This window comes from Pseudomonas sp. QD4, from assembly GCF_049199125.1.
Classification (GTDB): domain Bacteria; phylum Pseudomonadota; class Gammaproteobacteria; order Pseudomonadales; family Pseudomonadaceae; genus Aquipseudomonas.
Genome location: NZ_JBLZOM010000001.1, coordinates 288786 through 309554, shown reverse-complemented (window position 1 = coordinate 309554; position 20769 = coordinate 288786). Strand labels below are relative to the sequence as shown.

General features: G+C 64.6%; 18 protein-coding genes. 5 read left to right on the top strand and 13 right to left on the bottom strand.

The features are described 5' to 3' along the window. Nucleotides 1-50 precede the first annotated feature (50 nt). From ACOZJV_RS01280 to ACOZJV_RS01265, 4 genes are read right to left on the bottom strand one after another with little or no spacing between them, the layout of a single operon-like run. Nucleotides 51-1118 (bottom strand): branched-chain amino acid ABC transporter permease, encoded by a 1068-nt coding sequence (locus ACOZJV_RS01280; protein WP_078469028.1) that lies wholly within the window; start codon nucleotides 1116-1118, stop codon nucleotides 51-53. A 21-nt stretch (nucleotides 1119-1139) separates the two neighbouring features. After that, on the bottom strand, nucleotides 1140-2021 hold the full coding sequence (locus tag ACOZJV_RS01275; protein WP_421546584.1) for a branched-chain amino acid ABC transporter permease: 882 nt from the start codon (nucleotides 2019-2021) through the stop codon (nucleotides 1140-1142). A 2-nt stretch (nucleotides 2022-2023) separates the two neighbouring features. Further along, on the bottom strand, nucleotides 2024-2824 hold the full coding sequence (locus tag ACOZJV_RS01270) for an ABC transporter ATP-binding protein (protein ID WP_201131239.1): 801 nt from the start codon (nucleotides 2822-2824) through the stop codon (nucleotides 2024-2026). Between the two features lie 9 nt (nucleotides 2825-2833). After that, complete coding sequence (locus tag ACOZJV_RS01265) at nucleotides 2834-3925, bottom strand: AMP-binding protein (protein WP_421546583.1); 1092 nt, start codon at nucleotides 3923-3925, stop codon at nucleotides 2834-2836. Nucleotides 3926-4217: 292 nt separating this feature from the next. Between ACOZJV_RS01265 and ACOZJV_RS01260 the strand changes: the two genes are divergently transcribed. Together ACOZJV_RS01260 and ACOZJV_RS01255 are read left to right on the top strand one after the other, a co-directional pair. After that, complete coding sequence (locus ACOZJV_RS01260; RefSeq protein ID WP_201131241.1) at nucleotides 4218-4379, top strand: hypothetical protein; 162 nt, start codon at nucleotides 4218-4220, stop codon at nucleotides 4377-4379. Next, nucleotides 4376-5023, top strand: coding sequence for a helix-turn-helix domain-containing protein (locus tag ACOZJV_RS01255; protein ID WP_078469024.1), 648 nt, complete (start codon nucleotides 4376-4378; stop codon nucleotides 5021-5023). The genes ACOZJV_RS01260 and ACOZJV_RS01255 overlap by 4 nt, the downstream gene beginning before the upstream one ends. Before the next feature lie 75 nt (nucleotides 5024-5098). On the opposite strand, the gene ACOZJV_RS01250 is transcribed toward ACOZJV_RS01255, so the two are convergent. Further along, on the bottom strand, nucleotides 5099-5608 hold the full coding sequence (locus ACOZJV_RS01250) for a hypothetical protein (RefSeq protein ID WP_421546582.1): 510 nt from the start codon (nucleotides 5606-5608) through the stop codon (nucleotides 5099-5101). A gap of 395 nt (nucleotides 5609-6003) precedes the next feature. Here ACOZJV_RS01250 and ACOZJV_RS01245 point away from each other — a divergent pair, with 395 nt between their 5' ends. Beyond that, entirely contained in the window at nucleotides 6004-6465 is a 462-nt protein-coding gene (locus ACOZJV_RS01245; protein WP_078469021.1) for a DUF3574 domain-containing protein, read from the top strand. Between the two features lie 6 nt (nucleotides 6466-6471). On the opposite strand, the gene ACOZJV_RS01240 is transcribed toward ACOZJV_RS01245, so the two are convergent. The 8 genes from ACOZJV_RS01240 to ACOZJV_RS01205 all read right to left on the bottom strand — a co-directional run bounded on the left by ACOZJV_RS01240 (nucleotide 6472) and on the right by ACOZJV_RS01205 (nucleotide 16711). Beyond that, nucleotides 6472-7851: an APC family permease gene (locus ACOZJV_RS01240; protein ID WP_421546581.1), complete on the bottom strand. Its 1380-nt coding sequence runs from the start codon at nucleotides 7849-7851 to the stop codon at nucleotides 6472-6474. A 47-nt stretch (nucleotides 7852-7898) separates the two neighbouring features. Beyond that, nucleotides 7899-10283 carry a TonB-dependent receptor plug domain-containing protein gene (locus tag ACOZJV_RS01235; protein WP_421546580.1) on the bottom strand — a complete coding sequence of 795 codons (2385 nt, stop codon included), beginning with the start codon at nucleotides 10281-10283 and terminating at the stop codon, nucleotides 7899-7901. Nucleotides 10284-10694: 411 nt separating this feature from the next. Then, nucleotides 10695-11360 (bottom strand): sulfite oxidase-like oxidoreductase, encoded by a 666-nt coding sequence (locus ACOZJV_RS01230; RefSeq protein WP_421546579.1) that lies wholly within the window; start codon nucleotides 11358-11360, stop codon nucleotides 10695-10697. A gap of 9 nt (nucleotides 11361-11369) precedes the next feature. Further along, entirely contained in the window at nucleotides 11370-12425 is a 1056-nt protein-coding gene (locus tag ACOZJV_RS01225; protein WP_421546578.1) for a substrate-binding domain-containing protein, read from the bottom strand. Nucleotides 12426-12455: 30 nt separating this feature from the next. Continuing rightward, the gene (locus ACOZJV_RS01220; RefSeq protein ID WP_201208203.1) at nucleotides 12456-13481 is read right to left on the bottom strand and encodes an ABC transporter permease subunit; all 1026 of its coding nucleotides are present in this window, start codon (nucleotides 13479-13481) and stop codon (nucleotides 12456-12458) included. Beyond that, entirely contained in the window at nucleotides 13474-15036 is a 1563-nt protein-coding gene (locus tag ACOZJV_RS01215; RefSeq protein WP_421546577.1) for a sugar ABC transporter ATP-binding protein, read from the bottom strand. Before ACOZJV_RS01215 ends, ACOZJV_RS01220 begins: the two co-directional genes overlap by 8 nt. A 334-nt stretch (nucleotides 15037-15370) precedes the next feature. Beyond that, on the bottom strand, nucleotides 15371-16147 hold the full coding sequence (locus ACOZJV_RS01210; RefSeq protein WP_201131248.1) for a hypothetical protein: 777 nt from the start codon (nucleotides 16145-16147) through the stop codon (nucleotides 15371-15373). Nucleotides 16148-16240: 93 nt separating this feature from the next. Then, nucleotides 16241-16711 (bottom strand): Lrp/AsnC family transcriptional regulator, encoded by a 471-nt coding sequence (locus ACOZJV_RS01205; protein ID WP_421546576.1) that lies wholly within the window; start codon nucleotides 16709-16711, stop codon nucleotides 16241-16243. 124 nt (nucleotides 16712-16835) lie between these two features. On the opposite strand from ACOZJV_RS01205, the gene ACOZJV_RS01200 reads away from it, so the two are divergent. Continuing rightward, nucleotides 16836-18035 carry a methionine gamma-lyase gene (locus ACOZJV_RS01200; RefSeq protein WP_421546575.1) on the top strand — a complete coding sequence of 400 codons (1200 nt, stop codon included), beginning with the start codon at nucleotides 16836-16838 and terminating at the stop codon, nucleotides 18033-18035. Between the two features lie 11 nt (nucleotides 18036-18046). Beyond that, nucleotides 18047-20734 (top strand): alpha-ketoglutarate dehydrogenase, encoded by a 2688-nt coding sequence (gene mdeB, locus ACOZJV_RS01195; RefSeq protein ID WP_421546574.1) that lies wholly within the window; start codon nucleotides 18047-18049, stop codon nucleotides 20732-20734. Nucleotides 20735-20769 lie beyond the last annotated feature (35 nt).

Genomic DNA, 20769 nt, shown 5'->3' with positions numbered 1-20769 from the left:
GCAGTTCCTCGTGGGGACAGTAGCGGGGGGTGGTTGAATTCAAGGGCGGTTCAGTAACGCAGCGGCCAGACCCGGGCCCGCTGGCGCAAGCGCTGCCAGAGCCGGGCCAGGCCTTCGGGTTCCTTGATCAGGAACGCGATGATCAAGGCGCCAAACAGCATTTTCTGCAGGTTTTCCAGTTGCCCGGAGTCGATCAGCCCGGTCGGCAGCAAAGCGCAGAGGTTGCCCAGCAGAATCGGGAACAGCACGATAAAGGCCGCCCCCAGGAAGTTGCCGAGGATGCTGCCCAGGCCACCGATAATGATGATGAACAACACCTGGAAGGACCGGCTGAGGTCAAAGCCGTGGGGCTCCACGGTGCCGAGGTAGGCGAACGCCCACAGCGAGCCGGCCACTCCCAGGTAGAAGCCGCTGATGGCGAACGCCAGCAGCTTGGCCTTGAACAGACGGATGCCGATCACCGCCGCGGCAGTGTCCATGTCGCGCACCGCCATCCAGTTGCGCCCCAGCTCGCTGCGCACCAGGTTCTTGCCGAGCCAGAACAGCCCGGCCACCAGGCTCAGGGTCAGCAGGTATCGGCCCCGGGGCGAGCTGAAATCCAGCCCGGCAATCAGCAACGGCGGTGAGGTGATGACCCCGGAAGCGTTGTCGTTGGTAAACCAGCTGAAGCGGGTCAGCACCCACTCCACCACGAACTGTGCAGCCAGGGTCGCCACCAGCAGGTAAAAGCCTTTGATGCGCAGGCTCGGCAAGCCGAACAGCACCGCCACCAGCGCCGCGATCACCCCGCCCAGGGCGAAGCTGGCGAGCAACGGCAGGCCGGGCACCCGCAGTTGCAGGTTGTAGGCGGCAAACGCGCCCACCGCCATGAACGCCGCCGAGCCCAGGGACAGTTGCCCGGCATAACCGGTCAGCAGGTTCAGCCCCAAGCCGGCCAGGGACAGCACCAGCAGCGGCACCAGGATCGCGCTGAACCAGTAGTCATTGCCCAGCCAGGGCACCGCGACAAACGCGAACGCCAGCAGCAGCCACAGCCCCAGGCGGTCCTGGCGCAGGCGAAAGGTACGGCGTTGGGCGGCGTAGGTGGTGCTCAGTTGACCGGCTTCTTGATACAGCATGAAGGCATTCCTTGAATAAATTCAGACCCGCTCGATGGCCCGTTCGCCAAACAACCCGGCCGGACGCACCAGCAGAAACAGCAAGGCCAGGACATAGGGCACCCAGTTTTCGATGCCGCTGCCGATGATCGGCCCGAGGTAGATCTCGGCGAGTTTTTCCGCGGCGCCAATGATCAGCCCGCCGACAATCGCCCCGCCGATCGACGAGAAGCCGCCGATGATCAGCACCGGCAACGCCTTGAGCACCACCAGCGACAGCGAGAACTGCACCCCCAGCCGCGCGCCCCAGAGCAGCCCGGCCACCAGCCCGACAAAACCCGCCACCGCCCACACCCATGCCCAGATCCGTGGCAGGCGAATGCCCACCGCCAGGGAGGCCAGGGGGTCGTCGGCCACCGCGCGCAACGACAGGCCGACCCGGGTCCGGTTGAACAGCAGCGACAAGGCAATCACCAGCAGCGCGGCGGTGCCGGCGGCGAACAGATCGAACTGCGAGAGCAGCATGCCGCGGATCTCCAGCGGCTCATCGGCGATGCCCAGTTCCAGGCCGTGCACCTGGGCGCCCCAGAGCAACTGGGCCAAGCCTTCAATCAGGTAGGACAGGCCCAGGGTGGCCATGAACAGGATGATCGGCGGCCGGTTGACCAGGGGCCGCAGCACCGTTTTCTCGATCAGCAGCGCCAACAGCACCATGCTCGCCAGGGTCGCGACAAACGCCCAGAAGAACGGCAGGCCGCGCTCCAGCAGGCTGACAAAGGTCAGCGCGGCAAACAGCACCATGGCGCCCTGGGCAAAGTTGAACACCCCGCTGGCCTTGTAGATCAGCACAAAACCGATGGCCACCAGGGCGTACATGACCCCGGCCAGCAGCCCGCCGATCAGCACTTCGAAGAAGAATTCCATGCTCAGCGCCCCTCGCTGCGTGGGCGGCGCGAGCCGAGGTAGGCGGCAATCACCTCCGGGTTGGCGCGCACCTGTTGCGGGCTGCCATCGCCGATCTTGCGTCCGTAGTCGAGCACCACCACGTGGTCGCACAAGCCCATGACCACGCCGATGTCGTGCTCGATCAACACCACCGTGGTGCCGAATTCACGGTTGATGTCGCGGATAAACTGGCTCATTTCGCCTTTCTCCTGGGCATTCATGCCGGCCATGGGTTCGTCCAGCAGCAACAGGCGCGGCTCGGCCGCCAGGGCTCGGGCCAGTTCCACGCGCTTTTGCAGGCCATAGGGCAACTTGCCCACCAGCACATCGCGCCAGGGATGGATGCGCAGAAACTCGATCACCCGCTCGGCGTGCAGGCGCTGGGCGTCGTCCTCCCGTGGCGCCCTGCCCAGCCGCAGCATCTGTTCCAGCCAACTGCTGCGGCGCTTGAGGTTGCGCCCGGTGAGCACGTTGTCGAGCACGCTCATGCCCTTGAACAAGGCGATGTTCTGGAAGGTGCGGGCGATGCCGCGCTCGGCGGCCTGGTGCGGGCGCATGCGGCGCCGGGTTTGCCCGGCATAGTGGATGCTGCCGCTCTGGGCCTGGTAGACACCGTTGATGATGTTCAGCAGCGAACTCTTGCCGGCGCCGTTGGGGCCGATCAGGGCGCAGATCTCCCCGGCCTGCACCGCAAAGCTGATGGAAGTGATGGCCTTGACGCCCTTGAACGACAGGGAGATGTCATCCAGGCGCAGCAGTACGGATTCTGGGGTTGCGCTCATGGGGGCTCGCTACACGGATTGAGGAAGCAGTCGGGTCGGCGCACCGGCGCTGGCGTGCTGGCTGCCGGGCTCCTGCCAGTTGCCCGGACGTACGCCCAGGGCGGCAAAGAACTCGGCGCTCTGCGGGGTCAGCGCCGGGCCTACCAGCAACGGCACCCGCAGCCGGCTCATGCCCAGCACATCCAGCAGCGGCCGGCGGATCAGCCAATGGCCGAGCCAGCGCCTTACGCGGTTGCCGCCCGGGGCCATTGCCCAGTGGTACAGGCGATGGCTCAAGGTGCCGGGCAGCGGCAGCCGCTCCCGGGCCCAGAACTCCAGGCGGGCATAGGATTCGCGGGTGCCCAGCACCAAGGTCGGCCCCAGCTCGCGGCGGTCGGTGTCGCGGGTGGCCAGGGCCTCGGGGAAGTTCAGGCAGAACCCGGCGCTGAGCCAGGGCGTCAGCAGGTAGCGCGCCTGGCCGCTGGCGGCGAAAACCCGGGCCGCCAGGGCCTCTTCATCCGGCCCCAGGCGTTCGCGCGCCAGCAACTTGCGCGCCCCCTCCAGCAACTGCCCATGGCTCAGGCGCCGGGGCGGTTGGTCGTCAGTGTCGTGGAAGACAAAGGCCGTGCTGGTGGATTCGGCCACGTGCGCCGGGGCCGCAGCCAGCGTGCCGGCGAGCCACGTTTCATAGGCCGTCAGCGTCGGGTCGGCGCCGGCATCCAGCCCGCGTCCATCCAGGAACAGCAGCAGCCGGGTCGGGCTCTGCGCCTCGCGCACCTGCTGCACCCCCGCCTCGGCTTCGGTCAGGACAAAGGCCGGTTGCAGACGGCGCAACAGCGGGCGGTGGTCGAGGTCCGGGTCGAGCAACGTCACGCTGCCCCCCAGCCATTGCGCAGCCAGAGCCAACAGCAAGGCTTCGGCCCGGGCCTGGCTGATGATCAACAGATCATCCTCGCGGGCAAACCCGCTCTGTTGCAGCGCTGCCGCCAGCCGGCCGACCTCGTCAGCCAGTTGCTGCCAGCTGCGCGGATGCCAGATGCCCAGGCGCTTATAGCGAAGGGCCGTGGCCGCGCCTCGGGTGGCGGCTTGCTGCAACAGGGCCAGGGGCAAGGTCTGGGTCATGGAGGGTTCCTTGGGAAATGCTCAGACAAACGCCATTGCAGCCTCCGTGCCAGCCACTAAACCTATATTTATCAATCAGTTATAAAACAGCCCGTGGGGCCCGACCTGTATCACCCCAGCGCAGCCTGCTTAATCTCTGTTGCTCCACCAACACCTGGAATCAATACCGGCAGGCAGCACCAGCACATAGAACACAAAGGAATTAATAAATAAATAATCGATATTTATAGTTATAAAAATAGGGGCGTACTCTCGCCTCATCCCGTCATTGATGACCACAGTGAAGTGCCCCATGAATCCGACTGCCAACCTCATCGACTTCGTCAGCTACCGCAAACGCAAACACGCTCAGCAACGGGCACGGGCCATGTGGGAAATGTACGCACGCAACGCCGGCTACCAGGCCTTGCAATGGGTCCAGGCAGCCCAGTCGACCGAGACCCGTCACGGGTGAGTGCGCAGCAACCCTCGCGCTTTCTGGCGAGCGCTGACGATCCCGTGCTGGAGCTCAATGCCCTCGATACCCAGGAGGAAGACCCGACCAGTGAACGGGTCGGGCAGAACCTGCAGCGCCTGCGCGGCAAGCGCCACCTGTCCCTGGACGCCCTGGCGCGCCAGTGCGGGGTCAGCCGGGCGATGCTGGCGCAGATCGAGTCCGGGCGCAGCGTGCCGTCGATCAAGGTGCTGTGCAAAATCGCCAAGGGCTTGAAGGTGTCGGTGGCGGCGTTTCTCGAACACCGGGCCTTTGAAGGCGTGGCGGTGTTGTCGGTGAACCAGAGCAAGCGCCTGGTCAGCGCCAGCGGTGACTTTGTCAGCCGCGCGCTGTTCCCGTTCGATGTGGCACGCCAATCGGAATTCTACGAACTGCGCCTGCGGCCACTGGGCGAGGATCAATCCGAAGGCCATGGCCCGGGGGTGCAGGAGAACCTGGTGGTGGCCCAGGGCGTGATTGAAATCAGCGTCAACGACGAGCGCTACCTGCTGTCCACCGGCGACTCGATTCTGTTTTATGCCGACCAGCCGCACCGCTACCGCAATCCGGCGGACAGCGAGGCCGTGGCCTACCTGGTGGTGACCTACCCGGAACGCCTGGACTGATTGACCCAGCCAGATCGCAGCCACGAAAAAGCCCGGCAGGGTCACCCCTGCCGGGCTTTTTCAATGGCGGTTGCTTCAGCAGGTGCAGCACATCAGCGGCATGCCGTTGCAGCTCATCATCATCGGCATGCTGCAGTCGTTCATCATTTTCATCATCAGGGCGCAGCAGTTTTTCATCATGTCCATGTTCATGCCGGCCATCGGCATGATTTTGCACATCATGCCGTCGGCCATCATGGTGCATTCCATCACGCACTTCATCGAAGGCATGGGCATGCCCATCATCGGCATTGGCATCATCATGTTCATCATCGGCATGGCCATGGCCGACTGGGACATGCACATCATGCTCATGTTGCCGCAGTGCATCATCATCGGCATGCCGCAGTTCATCATCATCTGCATCATTTCAGCGCTGTTCTTGAACATGGCCATGTCCATGCCAGCGGCCGGCATCATCTTGCACTGCATGCCGTCGTCCATCATTTCGCAGCTCATGGTCGCCATCATCATCGGCATGCCCATCATCGGCATCATCGGCATGTTGGCGTTCATCGGCATTTGCATCTGCATGGCGTTCATCATGGTGTTGCTCCCTGAAGGTTTCGATAGTTGGACGAAGCGGATGGAGGCGATTCTAAGGACTCCCCGGCAGGCGACAAGGTGGCTATCGAACAGCAATAACCGCTGCTCAAACGTCCTTAGTGCGTGCGCCGGAACAGTACATGCTGCTACAGCAGCCTAAACATCGTCACGACAGATAAAGTGCAGGCCATCACAGTGTTTAGTCGGTTTTAGATATGCGAATAGAAACTATATAAATAACCGAAAGAAATATTCGTTCTAAACAACTGAAAGTTTTTTCAGTGGCGCCGCTTATTCCACTCAACTGCAATCCGAATACTTTTTAATCTTTTATCGCTATTAGGCGCCGCCCCTATACTGGCCACTTAGTTCAACTATTCAACTAAGGACGTTCCATGCCTCGACGCTTTTTATTGGCCGCGCTGTGCCTGGCGGTCGCCGGTTGTGTCAGCCAGCCGCCCGCCTCTGTGCACACCAAGGACCCCGCCAGTTCAACCCTGATCGGTGATGCCGGGCGCCCGGCGCAAGCGCAGTGGGTGCGCACCGAGCTGTATTTTTCGGTGGGGCCGCTGCAAGGCACGGAAGGCGTGATCAGCCCGGAGCGCTGGCGGGTGTTTCTCGACCAGGAAGTGACCCCGCGCTTTCCGGATGGCTTCAGCGTGCTCGATGCCTACGGCCAATGGCGCGATCGGGGCGCCAAGGAACCGGAGCGCCTGGGCACCAAGGTGATTGTGGTGCTGCATGAGAACAACGCCCGGCATGAAGCCGACATCGAAGCCATTCGCCTGGCCTGGAAGCGCATTACCGGCGACCTGTCGGTGTTGCGCCTGTCGCAGCCGGCGCAAGTCTCGTTCTAGGTTCGGCTACTCGGGGCTGACGCCGGGTGCGGCCGATTCAAGCGCCACCCGGCGCCCGCCCCGGCCCAACAGCACCAGCACCAGCGCCCCTGCCAGCAATACCCCAAGCCCGAACAAGGCGCCGTAGCCGACAAAGGCCACGCTGGAATACAGCATGTACAGGCACAGTCCGCAAAACAGCAGCGGCAGCACCGGGTACAACGGCACCTTGACCGGGCGCGGCACCTGGGGAAAGCGCCGGCGCAAGATCAGCAGCGCCAGGCTGCTCAGGCTCAGGAACAACCAATACACCGGAGTGATGTACTCGACCATGCTGTTGAAACCGCTGTGGGTCAGGCTGCCAAACAGCACCAGCAACAACGCCACCGCCCCTTCGGCGAGCAACGCCCGACGCGGCACACCATCGCGCTCCTCCCAACTGCCCAGGCCCCGCAATTGCGGTACATCGCGCGCGGCGGCGTAGGTGGTGCGGGCGCCCACCAGCAAGGTCGAGTTGATGCTGGCGATGGCCGAAACCCCGACCACCAGCAGAATCAGGAGTGCGCCCGGGGCGCCGAACGCACGCTCCAGCAACTCCACCGCCGGCGCATTGCTCGCGGCCAGCCCGGCAAACCCCAGGCCGCGAACGAACGCCCAGTTCAGCGCCAGGTAAATCACCAGCAGTACCGTCAGGGCGCCGAGCATGGCAATAAAGATCCCGCGCCGCCCGTCCCGCACTTCGGCCGACAGCGTCGCCGCATCGCTCCAGCCACCAAAGGCCAGGAACACAAAAATAAGCGCCGCCGAAAATCCGCCCAGGCCGCTGTTTTCCGCCAGCACCGGGGCCGTAGGCAGTGGCGGCTCAATCCCCTGCCAGGCCAGCCACACCCCTGCCCCGGCAATGCTTAAAAAGCCCAGGGCGAGCAAGGCCACCAGCCAGGTCTGGGTGATAAAGCCAATGTGCTTGCCGCTGAGATTGAGCAGCACCGGGGCCACGATCAGCCCGGCGGCAAACAGCCCGCTGCCATACGGCCCCAGGGGAAACACGGCGTTGAAGTAGTCGGCGAACATAAACGCCGACAGCGCGATCCAGCCGGTGTGCATCACCGAAAACCGCGACCAGGCGAAGACAAAACCCAGGCGTTCGCCGTAGGCGGTGCGCAGGAAGTGGTAGTCCCCGCCGGGATGGGGAAAGGCCGTGGCCATCTCGGCAAAACACAAGGCGCCGACCATGGACGCGAGTCCGCCGAGGATCCAGACCCAGTAGAAATGCTCCAGGCCCACATTCAGCGCCACGGTTGGCGCGGTCTTGAGGATATCGGTGGTGATGACCATGCCCAGGGTCACCAGCAGCGCCTGGAACACCGGCAGATGGCGCCCGGGGCCGGCGTTGGCGTGTTCACTCATGGCAATACTCGTCAGGTAGGCGCCACCGCGAACGGTGGCGCCCTGGCTCAAAAGCCGTAGGTGGCGCGCGCGTAGTAATAGGCGCCATTGGTGCCGATTGGCGACAGCACGTCATACGGCAGGTTGCCGCCGTAGTTGATCTGCGAGTTGGAGCGGTCCGGGTAGTTGTCGGTCAGGTTGTTGCCGCCCAGGGCGATGTCGAAGGTCGGGGTGAATTTGTACTGCACCTCGGCATCCAGCTGCCACACCGCGCCGTAGGTCTGCTCCGGCTGCGAGTCGCCGAAGTCGAAGACCCGGGTGGTCTCGCCCTGGCGCGTCAGGCGCCCGAGCAGGCCCCAGTGCTGGCTGGCCCAGTTGGCCGAGAACACCAGGCGATCCTTGGGGGCGGCGTCGGTCAGGGTGTTGCGTTCCTCGACGCCCACCAGGGCGTCGGCGCCAATGCCCAGGGCGCTGAGCTGGGACGGCGTGCCCTTGGTCTTGGTGACTTTGGTGTGGTTGTAGGTGTAGGCGCTGGTCAGGCCCAGTTGCCCTTCGAAGAATGGCTGGTGGTAGTTGAGCACCAGCTCGGCGCCATCGGTGCGGGTGTCGGCGGCGTTGGTGAAGAAGTTGACGTCATGCACCCCGGCCACGCCGAAGTTGTCATTGATGTACTGCTCCAGGGGGTCGCTGCCAATGCGCTGGGACAGGGTGATGCGGTCTTTGACATCGATGCGGAACACGTCCAGGGACGCGTCGAAGCGTTCACTCAATTGCGCGGTCAGGCCCAGGCTGAAGTTTTTCGAGGTCTCCGGGTCCAGCTTCTCGGCGCCCAGGGCGCGGGCGATCGGGTCGTTGACCGACAGCACGCGGACGTCGGTCAGGGTACCGCCGGTGCCGAAGTTGCTGGTGGTGTGCTGGAAGCCGGTTTGCGCCAGGGACGGCGCGCGGAAGTTGTTCGACACCGCGCCGCGCAACGCCCACTGATCGGTCAGGCGATAACGCGCGCTGAGCTTGCCGGTGAGCTTGCTGCCGGCATCGTCGTAATGCTCCCAGCGGGTGGCGGCGTCGACGAACAGGCGGTCGGTCACGTCCCCGGACAGCTCGGCATAGCTGCCGAACACATTGCGATCCAGGTCGGCCTCTTCGCTGGGGCGCAAGCCGTTGGCACCATCGGCGCCACTGCCGGTGTACGAGGCTTCGTCGCCGGCGGTGGTCAGGTAGTGCTCGTAGCGGTATTCACCGCCCAGGGCCAGCACGAATGAGCGCCCACCCAGGCGCAGTTCGCGGTTGAAGTCGAGGTTGGCGGTGGTCTGGCGCAGTTCGTAGTCGCCGGTGTCGAAACGGGTCGGCGAGTCCGGCCCCAGGGTCACGTTGAGGGTGCGCCGGGTGGCGGATTCGAAACGGTTGCGACCATGGGTCAGGCTGCTGTCGAAATCCCAGTCCTCGCCGATCAGGCCCTTGAAGCCGGCGGTGGCCGACAGGTCGAGGTTGTCCCCCAGGGACTGCGGCAGATAACCGTTGGGATAGAACTGCGGCTGCTCCGAGGGGTAGCGGTAGAACTCGGCGCCGGTGGTGTGGCGCTGGTTGTAGGTGCCGAAGGAATAGGCCTTGCCGCCGGCCAGGGGCAACTCGGAGTTGAACCAGGCGTTGACGTCACGCGCCACCCCATCGCCCATCACGTAGTTGCGCTGGCCCGGGGTATCGGCAAAACCGTCGAAGCCGGCGCGGTTGGTCGGGTTGCGATCCTTGTACTCGGTGCCGCCGCGGACAAAACCGCCGTCCTCCCCCAGGCGCGTGCCGATCTTGGCCGTGGTCAGGCTGTTCTGGCCGTCGGTGGTGGTCTTGCCGATCGCGTCCTGGTGGGTGTGATAGGCACCGTAGGTGGTGGAGACTTCGCCGCCTTCCGGGGCGTCGTCGAGGATGATGTTGATCACCCCGGCAATTGCGTCGGAGCCGTACTGCGCACCCGCGCCGTCGCGCAGCACTTCAATGCGCTTGATCGCGCTGATGGGGATCGAGTTGAAGTCCACCGGCGCGGTGCCCCGGCCGATCTTCGACGAGTCGTTGACCAGTGCCGAGGTGTGACGGCGCTTGCCGTTGACCAGCACCAGCACCTGGTCCGGGCTCATGCCCCGCAGTTGCGCGGCCCGCACATGGTCGGCGCCACCGGAGTTGGACTGGCGCGGGAAGCTGAACGAGGGCAGCAGGGTCTGCAAGGCCTGGCCCAGTTCACCGTTGCTGGCGCCGGTCGACTTCAGGTCGGCAGCGGTCAGCACGTCCACCGGCACCGGTGAATCGAGCACGGTGCGCGCGGTGCCGCGGGTGCCGGTGACCAGCACCGTGCCCAGGCGTGCATCGCCGTTTGCGTGGGTGGCTTCTTCGGCCTGGGCCGGGAACTGGGCAATCGCAGTGACGACAGCCGCCGCCAGTAAAGAACGAGATCGGTGATACATGGAACAGCTCCTTGAATCGCAGCTGATACCGGCCCTGGCCGACAAAAGTAGTCGACCATCAAGGCTGGTTTATCTCTGCTTTAGTTTTAAGTAATCCGAAAGGCAGAACGCGCTTAATCCCAGCAAGTGCGATTAATCCACGCCTGGAAAGAAGGGTTTAGTGCACACCCCAATGTCAATAAAACGCCCCATGGCACCGATGCTAGGCGAGACGCCGTACATTGCAAAAGAACTAATAACGCTTAGGTTAGATCAGCCGAACCGACGGCTGCCCAGGCAGCAAAAGTGCTGCTGCAACAACAGGCGGATTAACTTTCATGCAACTAAGCCGGGCACAGAAAACCCCTTGTCGATGATCAACAAGTTCCAAGACTTTAATAGTCACGAGTCAATGCTTAGTTGCAGCAGTGGCTAATCGAAGTCCTTGTACAGCCATTCATCCTCGGCAATGTCCAGGGCCTCGCCACTGAAGCGCTGTTCGCGAAACGGATCGGCGTGCAGATGAAAGCCATTGCGCTCCCAGAACCCCGGTTGTTCGTGCTCGACAAACTCCAGGCCGCGCAGCCATTTGGCGCTTTTCCAGAAGTACCGCCCGGCCACCACCAGGCGCAACGGCCAACCATGCTGCGGCGCCAGGGGCTGGCCGTCATAGGTCAGGGCCAGCAGGCTGTCGGGGTGCAGCAGGTCGTCCAGCAGCAGGTTGGTCTGGTAATCGGGGTCGGCATGGGCCATGACGAACCCGCTGCGCGGCTGGATATCCAGGGCCTGCAACAGGTCGCTCAGGTGCACCCCGCTCCACTGGGTGTCGAACTTGGACCAGCGCGTCACGCAATGGATATCGCACCGCAACTGCCGCTGGGGCAAGGCCAGCAGATCGGCGTAGCTCAGTTGCCGCGGCCGGTCGACGGCGCCGGACAGCCTCAGGGACCAGGTGTCGAGGTCGTACTCGGGCACCGCGCCCTCGTGCAGGATCGGGAAACGCTCGGTCAGCACCTGGCCCGGCGGCAGTCGCCCGCCATGGGCCGGATCGGCCTTGGGCGCGCGGCTTTTGCGCACCCGGGCAGCCTTGTCATGCATGGCAAGTCCTCAGTCGGCCACGGGGATCCACGGCGCGCGCGCCACCTGGGCACTGTCGCCAAAGGCCGGCAGCTTCTGCGCCAGGTCGCGGACGTTTTTCACGTCCAGGTCCAGCAGTTGCTGACGGGTGATCAGGGTCGGCGGCACCAGCACCTTGTGCCCCGGGTTGTCGCCGGCGATCAACATGGCCAGGCTGCGCACACTGATGGCTCCGGCCACCTGCGGGTTGACCGCGGCGGTGGCGGCCCAGGCACTGCCGGGCTCTTTCATGATCTGGATATCGGCGGTGGAAATGTCGGCGCTGTAGATTTTCACCTGCTGCCCGCGACCGGCTTCATCCACCGCAATTTTCGCGCCTTTGGCGAACTCGTCGAACGGGGCGAAGATCACGCTGATGCTGGGGTTGGCCCGCAGCACGGCACTGGCCTGGTCGGCCACCGAGTTGGCGATCGGCGGGTTTAGGGTGCCGAAGCGGGCCTTCTCGACAATCCCCGGGTTCGCGGCCTTGACCTGGCGCCAGATCTCGTCGCGGCGCTCCATCGGGGTAAAGCCGCTGATGTAGACATAACCGGCATCGAAGCGCGGGCCGTTATCCTTCAGCGCCTGGTCCAGGGCCAACTGCGCCAGGGCGTGGTGGTCCTGTTCGACCTGGGTCACCTCGGGGCTGCCAAGGTCGACATCGAAGGCCACGACCTTGATGCCCTTGGCAATCGCGCGGTCGATCGGGCCCTTGAGGGTTTCCGCCAGGCCCAGCTGGACAATGATGCCGTCCACCCCCAGATCAATCGCCTGATCGATCATTTCCCGCTGGCTGGCAGCCTGTTGCCGAGCATCGAATACCCGCAGGGTCGCCCCCAGGGCCTCGGTCTGTTTCTCCACCCCGCGCAGATAGGCTTCAGTGAAATCGCCGGAGAACAGGTAACCCACCAGGGCGATCTGCACCTGGCCCTTGTCGAACGGCGCCGGGGCGCCGGGCAGCGGCTTGGCCTGGGCGTTGAAGGCCAGGGCCGAGAGCACCGCCCCGGCCAGGCAGTGGCGAACGAACAACTTGATTGATCCGTGCATGAGATTTCCTAGGCAACCAACAAAACCGGCTCAGCGCGCCCGATGCGCGAGGCCGAAGGTGAACATCAGGGCCAGTACCAGCACCAGACCCTTGACGAAGTCCTGGGCGTAATACGGCGCGTTGAGCATGGTCAGGCCGTTGAGCAGCGTCGCCACCAGCAAGGCCCCGACCAGGGTCCCGAAAGCGTTGGGCTTGCGCGCACCGAGCACGGCAAAGCCGATCAGCGCCGCGCCCAGCGCATCCAGCACCAGGCCGTTGCCGGAGCTGACATCCCCCCGCCCCAGGCGCGCCGCCAACAGCAAGCCCCCCAGGGAAGCGAGCAACGCCGAGAGCACATACGCCAGCAACTTGAAGCGCTGCACCGGCGCACCGGCCAGGCGCGCGGCCTGCTCGTTGCCACCAATGGCGTAGAACAGGCGACCGATGCGCGTGCGCTCCAGGAACAGCCAGACCACCAGCGCCACCAGGGCGGTGATCAGCACCGGCACCGGCACCGTGTCCCATAGCCGCCCACGGCCCAGGGCCAGGAACAGCGCACTGAAGCTGCCCTCGGCCTCGTCGCCATTGGGCAGGGTCATGCCCACCGCAATCGAACGCCCGCCCGTGGGGATCAACTGCACACCGATCACCAGAAACATGCTGCCCAGGGTCGCGAGAATGTCCGGCACCCGCAGCTTGACGATCAGCCAGCCATTGAACAGGCCCACCAGCGCCCCGCCCGCCAGGCTGATCAACACCGCCGGCAGCGCGCCCCAGCCCAGCACCACCATCACGTAACTGGCGATCATCAGGCTCATGGCCGCCACCGCGCCGATCGACAGATCGAGGCCGCCGACGGCCATGGTCAGGGTCACGCCCAGGGCCAGCAGTGCGACGATCGACACCGACTGCAAGATGCTGAACAGGTTGCCGACCCGCAGGAACGCCGGCTCCGCAACGCTGAAAAACACCAGGATCAGCGCCAGCAGCCACAACAACCCATAACGGATCGCGGCCTGCAGCAGACGCTCGGTGACAGGGGGGGCGCTGAGCACCCGCGAACGTGAATCAGGCACTGGCTCTACTCCTTGATGTGGCGGCAATCGGCGCAATCGTCGATGGCGCGCCGGCACCGGCCAGCGCGGCGACCAGGGTCGCGCGGGCCAGATTGGCACGGGGGTATTGGGCGACCACGGCGTGGTCGCGGACCAGCAGAATGCGGTCGGCAATTTCCAGGGCTTCGTCGACGTCGGCACAGATCACCAGGGTCGCGCGGCCATCGGCGCTGTCGCGCAGCAACTGGCCAATCTCGCGCCGGGCTCGTACATCGACGCCCTGGAACGGCTCATCGAGAATCAGCACCCGGCCCTGCCCCAGCAACCAGCGCCCGAGCACCACTTTTTGCTGGTTGCCACCGGACAACGCGCTCATCGGCAGGTCGATACCGGCGGTCTTGATCCCCAGGGCCGCAACCTGGGCCTGGACCGCCGCCGCCTCGGCGCGGTTGCGGATGAAACCGGCCCGGGTGAAGCGCTCCAGAAACGGCAGGGTCAGGGTCCGGCGCAGGGAAAAGTCGGCGATCAGCGACTGGCTGGCGCGATCTTCGGCGGCGTAATACACCCCGCTGGCAATCGCCTGGCGCGGCGAGCCCGGCTGCCAGTCGACAGCATCCAGCTGCAACGTGCCGACCGCCGCTTCGCGCAGGCCGAACAGCAACTCGGCGATCTCGGTTTTACCGGCCCCCAGCAGCCCGCACAGCACCACCACTTCGCCCTCATGCAGGCGCAGGTCAAAGGCCTGGCTATGGGGCCAGACTTGCGCCGCACGCAGGGCCAGGACTTCCCTTCCGGCCGCACGCGGCTGGTAGACATGGGTGTCCAGGGCCTGGCCGAGCATGGCCTCTACTGCCGCGGACAACTGCCCGGCGCCGAACTCGCCGGCCAGTTGCCCGTCGCACAGCACCAGCGCGCGGTCGGCCAGGCGTTGCAGATCGGACAGGCGATGGGAGATGTACAGGATCGCCACCCCCCGCCCGCGCAAGGTATCGATCAAGCCGAACAGGCGTTGGGCCTCGACATCGGACAAGGCGGCAGTGGGCTCATCCAGAATCAGCAGCCGTGGCTGCAAGGCCAGGGCCCGGGCCAGCACCACCAGCTGCCGCTCGGCCTGGCCCAGGTGTTCGATCGGGTGCTCCAGGGGCAATTCCAGACCCAGGCCGGCGGCGATGCTGGCGGCACGTTCCAGCAGGCGCCGGCGGTTGAGCCAGAAGTCCGCACCCGGCTGGCACAGTTCATCCAGCAGTAGGTTTTCCGCCACGCTCAAGCCCGGGGCAATGCCATCGTTGACCTGCTGGTGCACGGCGACAATGCCCAGCCGCCGCGCCGACAAGGGCGAGCTGAAGCGCCGGGGCTGGCCGTCGAGCCACAGTTCGCCGGCATCTGCGGCCTGGCTGCCGGCGAGAATCTTGACCAGGGTCGATTTGCCGGCGCCGTTGGCGCCCAGCAAGGCCACCACTTCACCGGGGAAAATATCCAGGCTGACCCGGTCCAGTGCCCGGTTGGCGCCGAAGGTCTTGCTTAGTTCACGCACACGAATCAGCGGCTCGGGTGCCACGGCGACAGGCGCACTCATAAAAAATCCCGGAACAGGATGGCCGCTAAAAAATCCAGCGAACACAAAAGGTTGAGGCGGGGATTAAAAGCATTCCCTTATAAACATTCCAATAGTTCTATCGCATAGAAAATATTTTCTGGTTATAAGCGATGCCGCGCCTCGAGCCCTTTTGCACCATCACCCCAGCCACGCAATGCTCATGATTTGCCTGGGTGCCGCCAGTGCTTTTGCCATCGCCAACGGGTAGCCGCGTAGCTCACGTAGTCAGCGCGGCATCAAACCGCGCTGCTATCGAGCGTGGGCTAGCGCGGTGTTGGCGTGCCGCCCGGCCCCTGGGCGGCACGCGCACTCATCAGGCCGTCGGCCGCACGCGGAACGCCAGGTATACCGGCCCGAACGGGAAGGTACTGACCTCCAGTTCATCCAGCGGGTTGAGGGTGTGGGTCCGGGTCCCAGCGTTGCTGTACAGGGTATGGCTGGGCGATACCGCGATGTTGATCTTGCCGGCACCGGCCTGGATGAAGGTGGACTTGAAGCCTTCGGTCACGTCTGCGCCAAGGGTCAGGGTGACATCGCTGTCGCTGATCACCAGGAACGATTTGCCGGAGTCGGCCATGCCCAGGGACTGGCTGGCGCTGATCGACACGTTGGGGTGGACATGGCCGCCAGCATGGTAGGTGACCATGCGCGGGTCGGCGAATACCCGGGCAAAGCGCGCGACGTAGTTGACGCTGGCGCGCATGTCATCGAACTGCTCGATCACATAGGTGCCAACGCTGCCCGAGGTCTCGGCGTCCGGGTCCAGAACCCACTTGCGTCCCACCAGCAGGCCGAGCTGGGTATTGGCCCGCACCCCGGCCCGCAGCTCCTCAAGGAACAACTGGCTGATCTGCCCGCCGCCCTTGCCCTGCACGTAGGTAAAGCGCGCAATCGAATGGCTGTCGCCGGTAGGGCTGCCCTGGGCGGTATCGACCCGATAATCGACAAAATCCGCGGAAACCGTGGTGGTGGTCGTGTTGCTGTTCGGCGCCCAGCTGAAGTCCAGGACCCGCCCGGTCTTGACCTGTTCCAGGGAGGTGGTGGTCTGGGTCGTGGTGGTGGAGCCCGATTGCTTCAAATCATCGGTCATGGTGCTCATCCTTAAGGGGTAGTTGCAGGTAATTGCCCCGCCACGACTACCGCGTTAGCGCGGCCGTCGCAAGCCCGGCAACACCCGCAACGCTCACCCCAGCACCGGAATCACCCGTGACGGCTTCACCGATTTGAAGGAAAAACTCGAGTAGATCTCTTTCACCGCCGGCAGGGTTTGCAGGACTTCGCGGGCGAATTCGCCGAAGGATTCCAGGTCCTTGGCCACCACTTCCAGCAGGAAGTCATAGCGCCCGGAGACGTTGTGGCAGGCGACGATTTCCGGGATTTCCAGCAGCCGCTGTTCAAAGGCGCGGGCGGTGTCCTGGGAGTGGGACTCCATCATCACGCTGACAAACGCCGTGACTCCAAAGCCCAGGGCCTTGGGTGAGAGGATCGCCTGGTAGCCGACGATGACTGCGTTTTCTTCGAGGATTTTCACCCGCCGCCAGCACGGCGAGGTAGTGAGGGAAACACTGTCTGCCAATTCGGCGACGGTGAGTCGGGCGTTGCCTTGCAGGGCGCTGAGCAGGGCTTTGTCGGTACGGTCCAGGCCAATAGGCATGTCTTGCCTCTTTATCTTGTTTTTATTTGGTTTTGTTCCATTTCGCCGTGAATTAGCGGGCAAATTTGGAATTTATCGCAGCGAAATTGAGCATAGCATTACAACAAAACCGGGAGCATTCACCATGCACAATAAAAACAATGAACTGGGCTTTTCCACCCGTGCGATCCATCACGGCTACAACCCGCTGGACAACAACGGCGCGCTGATCCCGCCGATCTACCTGACCTCGACCTTTGCCTTTGCCACCGCCGAATACGGCGCCGGCTGCTTTGCCGGCGAAGAAAGCGGGCACTTCTACACGCGCATTTCCAACCCGACCCTGGCCCTGCTGGAAACCCGCATGGCCGCCCTGGAAAACGGCGAAGCCGGCGTGGCCTTCAGCTCCGGCATGGGCGCGATTGCCGCGACCTTCTGGACGTTGCTGCGACCGGGTGACGAGATCATCGTCAATCGCACCCTGTACGGCTGCACCTTCGCCCTGCTGCACCACGGCATCGGCGAGTTCGGGGTCAAGGTGCGGCATGTCGACATGTCCAACCTCGCCGAACTGCGGGACGCCATCGGCCCGGACACGCGCATGGTGTATTTCGAGACCCCGGCCAACCCCAACATGCAGTTGGTGGACATCCAGGCCGTGGCCGAAATCACTGCGCGCCACCGCAACCTGACCCTGGTGGTGGACAACACCTACTGCACCCCTTACCTGCAACGCCCCCTGGAGATGGGTGCGGACGTGGTGGTGCACTCCGCCACCAAGTACCTCAGCGGCCATGGCGACATCACCGCCGGCATGGTGGTCACCCGCCAGGCCCTGGCCGACCGCATTCGCCTGCAAGGGCTGAAGGACCTGACCGGCGCGGTGCTTTCGCCCCAGGACGCCTTCCTCCTGATGCGCGGCCTCAAGACCCTGTCCCTGCGCATGGAGCGCCATTGCAGCAACGCGCTGCAGGTCGCGCAGTATCTGCAGAATCACCCGGCGGTCGAGTGGGTCACCTACCCCGGCCTGCCATCGTTCCCGCAATACGAATTGGCCCAGCGCCAGATGAAACTGCCAGGGGGCATGATCGCCTTTGAACTCAAGGGAGGGCTGGCCACCGGCAAGCGCTTCATGAATGCCCTGGAGCTGTTCAGCCGCGCCGTGAGCCTGGGGGATGCCGAATCCCTGGCCCAGCACCCGGCGAGCATGACCCACTCCACCTACACCCCTGAAGAGCGCGCGCACCACGGGATCTCCGAGGGGCTGGTGCGCCTGTCGGTGGGTCTGGAGGACATCGCCGACCTGCTGGCCGACGTGACCCAGGCCCTGGATGCCTGCGCGTGAGGGAGGTTGCCATGGCCACGCCTATTACCATGCCCCCTGGCGAGCACAGCGCCGAAGACCTGGACCCGCAGGAAACCCGGGAATGGCTCGATGCCCTGGCTTCAACCCTGGAAGCCTGCGGCCCGGAGCGGGCGCGCTACCTGCTCAAGCGCCTGGAGGAATTCGCCGGCGAACACGGCATCAACCGTGAGGCCCAGGCCTTTTCCGCCTACCGCAACACCCTGTCCCTGGCGCAACAGGGCAGCTACCCCGGCGACCTGGCGCTGGAAGAGCGCATCACCGGCCTGCTGCGCTGGAACGCCCTGGCCATGGTGGTGCGGGCCAACCACGCCTATGGCGAACTGGGCGGACATATCGCCAGTTACGCCTCGGCGGCGGAGATTTTCGAGGTTGGCTTCCAGCACTTTTTCCGTGGCGACGGCGAGGCCGGGCAGCGTAACGCCGACCTGGTGTTTTTCCAGCCGCACTCAGCGCCGGGAGTCTATGCCCGGGCCTTTCTCGAAGGGCGCCTGAGCGAGGAACAACTGGCCAACTACCGTCAGGAAATCAACGGCCAGGGCCTGTGTTCCTACCCTCACCCCTGGCTGATGCCGGACTTCTGGCAGTTCCCCACCGGCTCCATGGGCATCGGCCCCATCAGCGCGGTGTATCAGGCGCGCTTCATGCGCTACTTGCAGCACCGGGGCATCGCCCAGACCGAGGGCCGCCATGTGTGGGGCGTGTTCGGCGACGGCGAGATGGACGAGCCGGAATCCATCGCCGGCCTGTCCCTGGCGGCCCGCGAGCAGCTGGACAACCTGACCTTTATCGTCAACTGCAACCTGCAGCGCCTCGACGGACCGGTGCGCGGCAACGGCCAGATCATCCAGGAGCTGGAAGCGCTGTTTGCCGGCGCCGGCTGGAACGTGATCAAGGTGCTCTGGGGTTCGGAGTGGGATGCACTGTTCGCCCGCGACAGCGACAACCTGCTGCTCAAGCGCCTGGCGGCCACCCCGGATGGCGAGTTCCAGACCCTCGGTGCCCATGACGGCGCCTACAACCTGGAACACTTCTTCGAGAAGGACCCGCAGGTGCGGAGCCTGGTGGCGCACATGAGCGCCGAGGAGATCAACGGCCTCAAGCGCGGCGGCCATGACTTGCGCAAACTCTACGCCGCCTTCGCCGCCGCCAAGGCCTGCAAGGGCCGGCCGACGGTGATCCTGGCCAAGACCAAAAAAGGCTTCGGCATCGGCGCCGCCGGCGAGTCGCGGATGACCGCGCACCAGGCGAAAAAACTCGATGTCGCCGCCCTGCTGGCGTTCCGTGATCGCTTCCACCTGCCGCTGTCGGACACCGATGTCGAGCAGTTGCGCTTCTATCGCCCACCTGCCGACAGCCCGGAAATGCGCTACCTGCACGCCCGGCGCCAGGCCCTGGGCGGGCCGTTGCCGGCACGCAAGAGCCAGGCGCCGCAGATCCCGGTGCCGGCCCTGGCCACGGCAGGCGGGTTTGCCTTGCAGGCCGACGGCAAGGAAATGTCCACCACCATGGCCGCGGTGCGCATGCTCACCGCCTGGCTCAAGGCCCCGCAGTTGGGGCCGCGCGTGGTGCCGATCGTGGCCGATGAGGCGCGCACCTTCGGCATGGCCAGCCTGTTTCGGCAGATCGGGATCTACTCGCCCCACGGCCAGCTGTACGAGCCCGAAGACTGCGGATCGATCCTTTCCTACCGTGAATCCCGGGACGGCCAACTGCTCGAAGAAGGCATCACCGAGGCCGGCGCCCTGTCGTCCTGGGTCGCGGCGGCCACCTCGTATTCGGTGCACGGCGAGCCGATGCTGCCGGTGTACATCTACTACTCGATGTTCGGCTTCCAGCGGGTCGGCGACCTGATCTGGGCCGCCGCCGACCAACGCTCCCGCGGCATCCTGCTGGGGGCCACCGCAGGCCGCACCACCCTGGGCGGCGAAGGCCTGCAACACCAGGACGGTTCGAGCCTGGTGATGGCCTCGATGGTGCCCAACTGCCGGGCCTGGGACCCGTGCTTTGCCGGGGAGTTGGCGGTGATCCTCGACCACGCCGCGCGGCGCCTGCTGGAGCAGCAGTGCGACGAGTTTCATTACGTGGCGGTGATGAACGAAAACTACCCGCAACCGTCCCTCGATGCTGAATTGCACGCTGATGTGTTGCGCGGCCTCTATCGCTATTCGTCCAGCTGTGAACAGCCGTCCCAGGTGCGCCTGCGGCTGGTGGGCAGTGGCGCGATCCTGCGTGAAGTGATCGCCGCCAGCGCCCTTCTGGCGCGGGACTGGGGCATCCACAGTGAGGTATTCAGCGCCACCAGCTTCAGCGAATTGGCCCGCGAGGCCCGAGAGGTCGAGCGCGACAATCGACTGACCGAGGCCACCCGTCACAGCCACCTCGACAGGTGGCTGGGCGGCACCCGGCCGATCATTGCCGCCAGCGACTACATCCGGGCCTGGCCGCAATTGATTGCCCAATACCTGAAGGCGCCCTACACCACCCTGGGCACCGACGGCTTTGGCCGCAGCGATAATCGGCACAACCTCAGGGCATTCTTTGAGGTGGATCAGCACAGCATTGTCATTGCCGGTTTAAAAACCCTGGTGGAGCATGACGGGCTTGACCCGGGCATACTGGCCGCCGCAATCGAGCGCTACACCCCCGACCCGGTGCGCGCCGCGCCCTGGGATCGTTGAATGACCTGCAACACCTTTTGAATCGTTAACCCACA

Coding starts and splice junctions, on each gene's coding strand:
- ACOZJV_RS01245 (WP_078469021.1), top strand. CDS start 6,004: ATGCCTCGACGCTTTTTATTGGCCGCGCTGTGCCTGGCGGTCGCCGGT.
- ACOZJV_RS01210 (WP_201131248.1), bottom strand. CDS start 16,147: ATGACCGATGATTTGAAGCAATCGGGCTCCACCACCACGACCCAGACC.
- ACOZJV_RS01270 (WP_201131239.1), bottom strand. CDS start 2,824: ATGAGCGCAACCCCAGAATCCGTACTGCTGCGCCTGGATGACATCTCC.
- ACOZJV_RS01260 (WP_201131241.1), top strand. CDS start 4,218: ATGAATCCGACTGCCAACCTCATCGACTTCGTCAGCTACCGCAAACGC.
- ACOZJV_RS01235 (WP_421546580.1), bottom strand. CDS start 10,283: ATGTATCACCGATCTCGTTCTTTACTGGCGGCGGCTGTCGTCACTGCG.
- ACOZJV_RS01200 (WP_421546575.1), top strand. CDS start 16,836: ATGCACAATAAAAACAATGAACTGGGCTTTTCCACCCGTGCGATCCAT.
- ACOZJV_RS01240 (WP_421546581.1), bottom strand. CDS start 7,851: ATGAGTGAACACGCCAACGCCGGCCCCGGGCGCCATCTGCCGGTGTTC.
- ACOZJV_RS01275 (WP_421546584.1), bottom strand. CDS start 2,021: ATGGAATTCTTCTTCGAAGTGCTGATCGGCGGGCTGCTGGCCGGGGTC.
- ACOZJV_RS01230 (WP_421546579.1), bottom strand. CDS start 11,360: ATGCATGACAAGGCTGCCCGGGTGCGCAAAAGCCGCGCGCCCAAGGCC.
- ACOZJV_RS01265 (WP_421546583.1), bottom strand. CDS start 3,925: ATGACCCAGACCTTGCCCCTGGCCCTGTTGCAGCAAGCCGCCACCCGA.
- mdeB (WP_421546574.1), top strand. CDS start 18,047: ATGGCCACGCCTATTACCATGCCCCCTGGCGAGCACAGCGCCGAAGAC.
- ACOZJV_RS01225 (WP_421546578.1), bottom strand. CDS start 12,425: ATGCACGGATCAATCAAGTTGTTCGTTCGCCACTGCCTGGCCGGGGCG.
- ACOZJV_RS01215 (WP_421546577.1), bottom strand. CDS start 15,036: ATGAGTGCGCCTGTCGCCGTGGCACCCGAGCCGCTGATTCGTGTGCGT.
- ACOZJV_RS01205 (WP_421546576.1), bottom strand. CDS start 16,711: ATGCCTATTGGCCTGGACCGTACCGACAAAGCCCTGCTCAGCGCCCTG.
- ACOZJV_RS01250 (WP_421546582.1), bottom strand. CDS start 5,608: ATGATGAACGCCATGCAGATGCAAATGCCGATGAACGCCAACATGCCG.
- ACOZJV_RS01280 (WP_078469028.1), bottom strand. CDS start 1,118: ATGCTGTATCAAGAAGCCGGTCAACTGAGCACCACCTACGCCGCCCAA.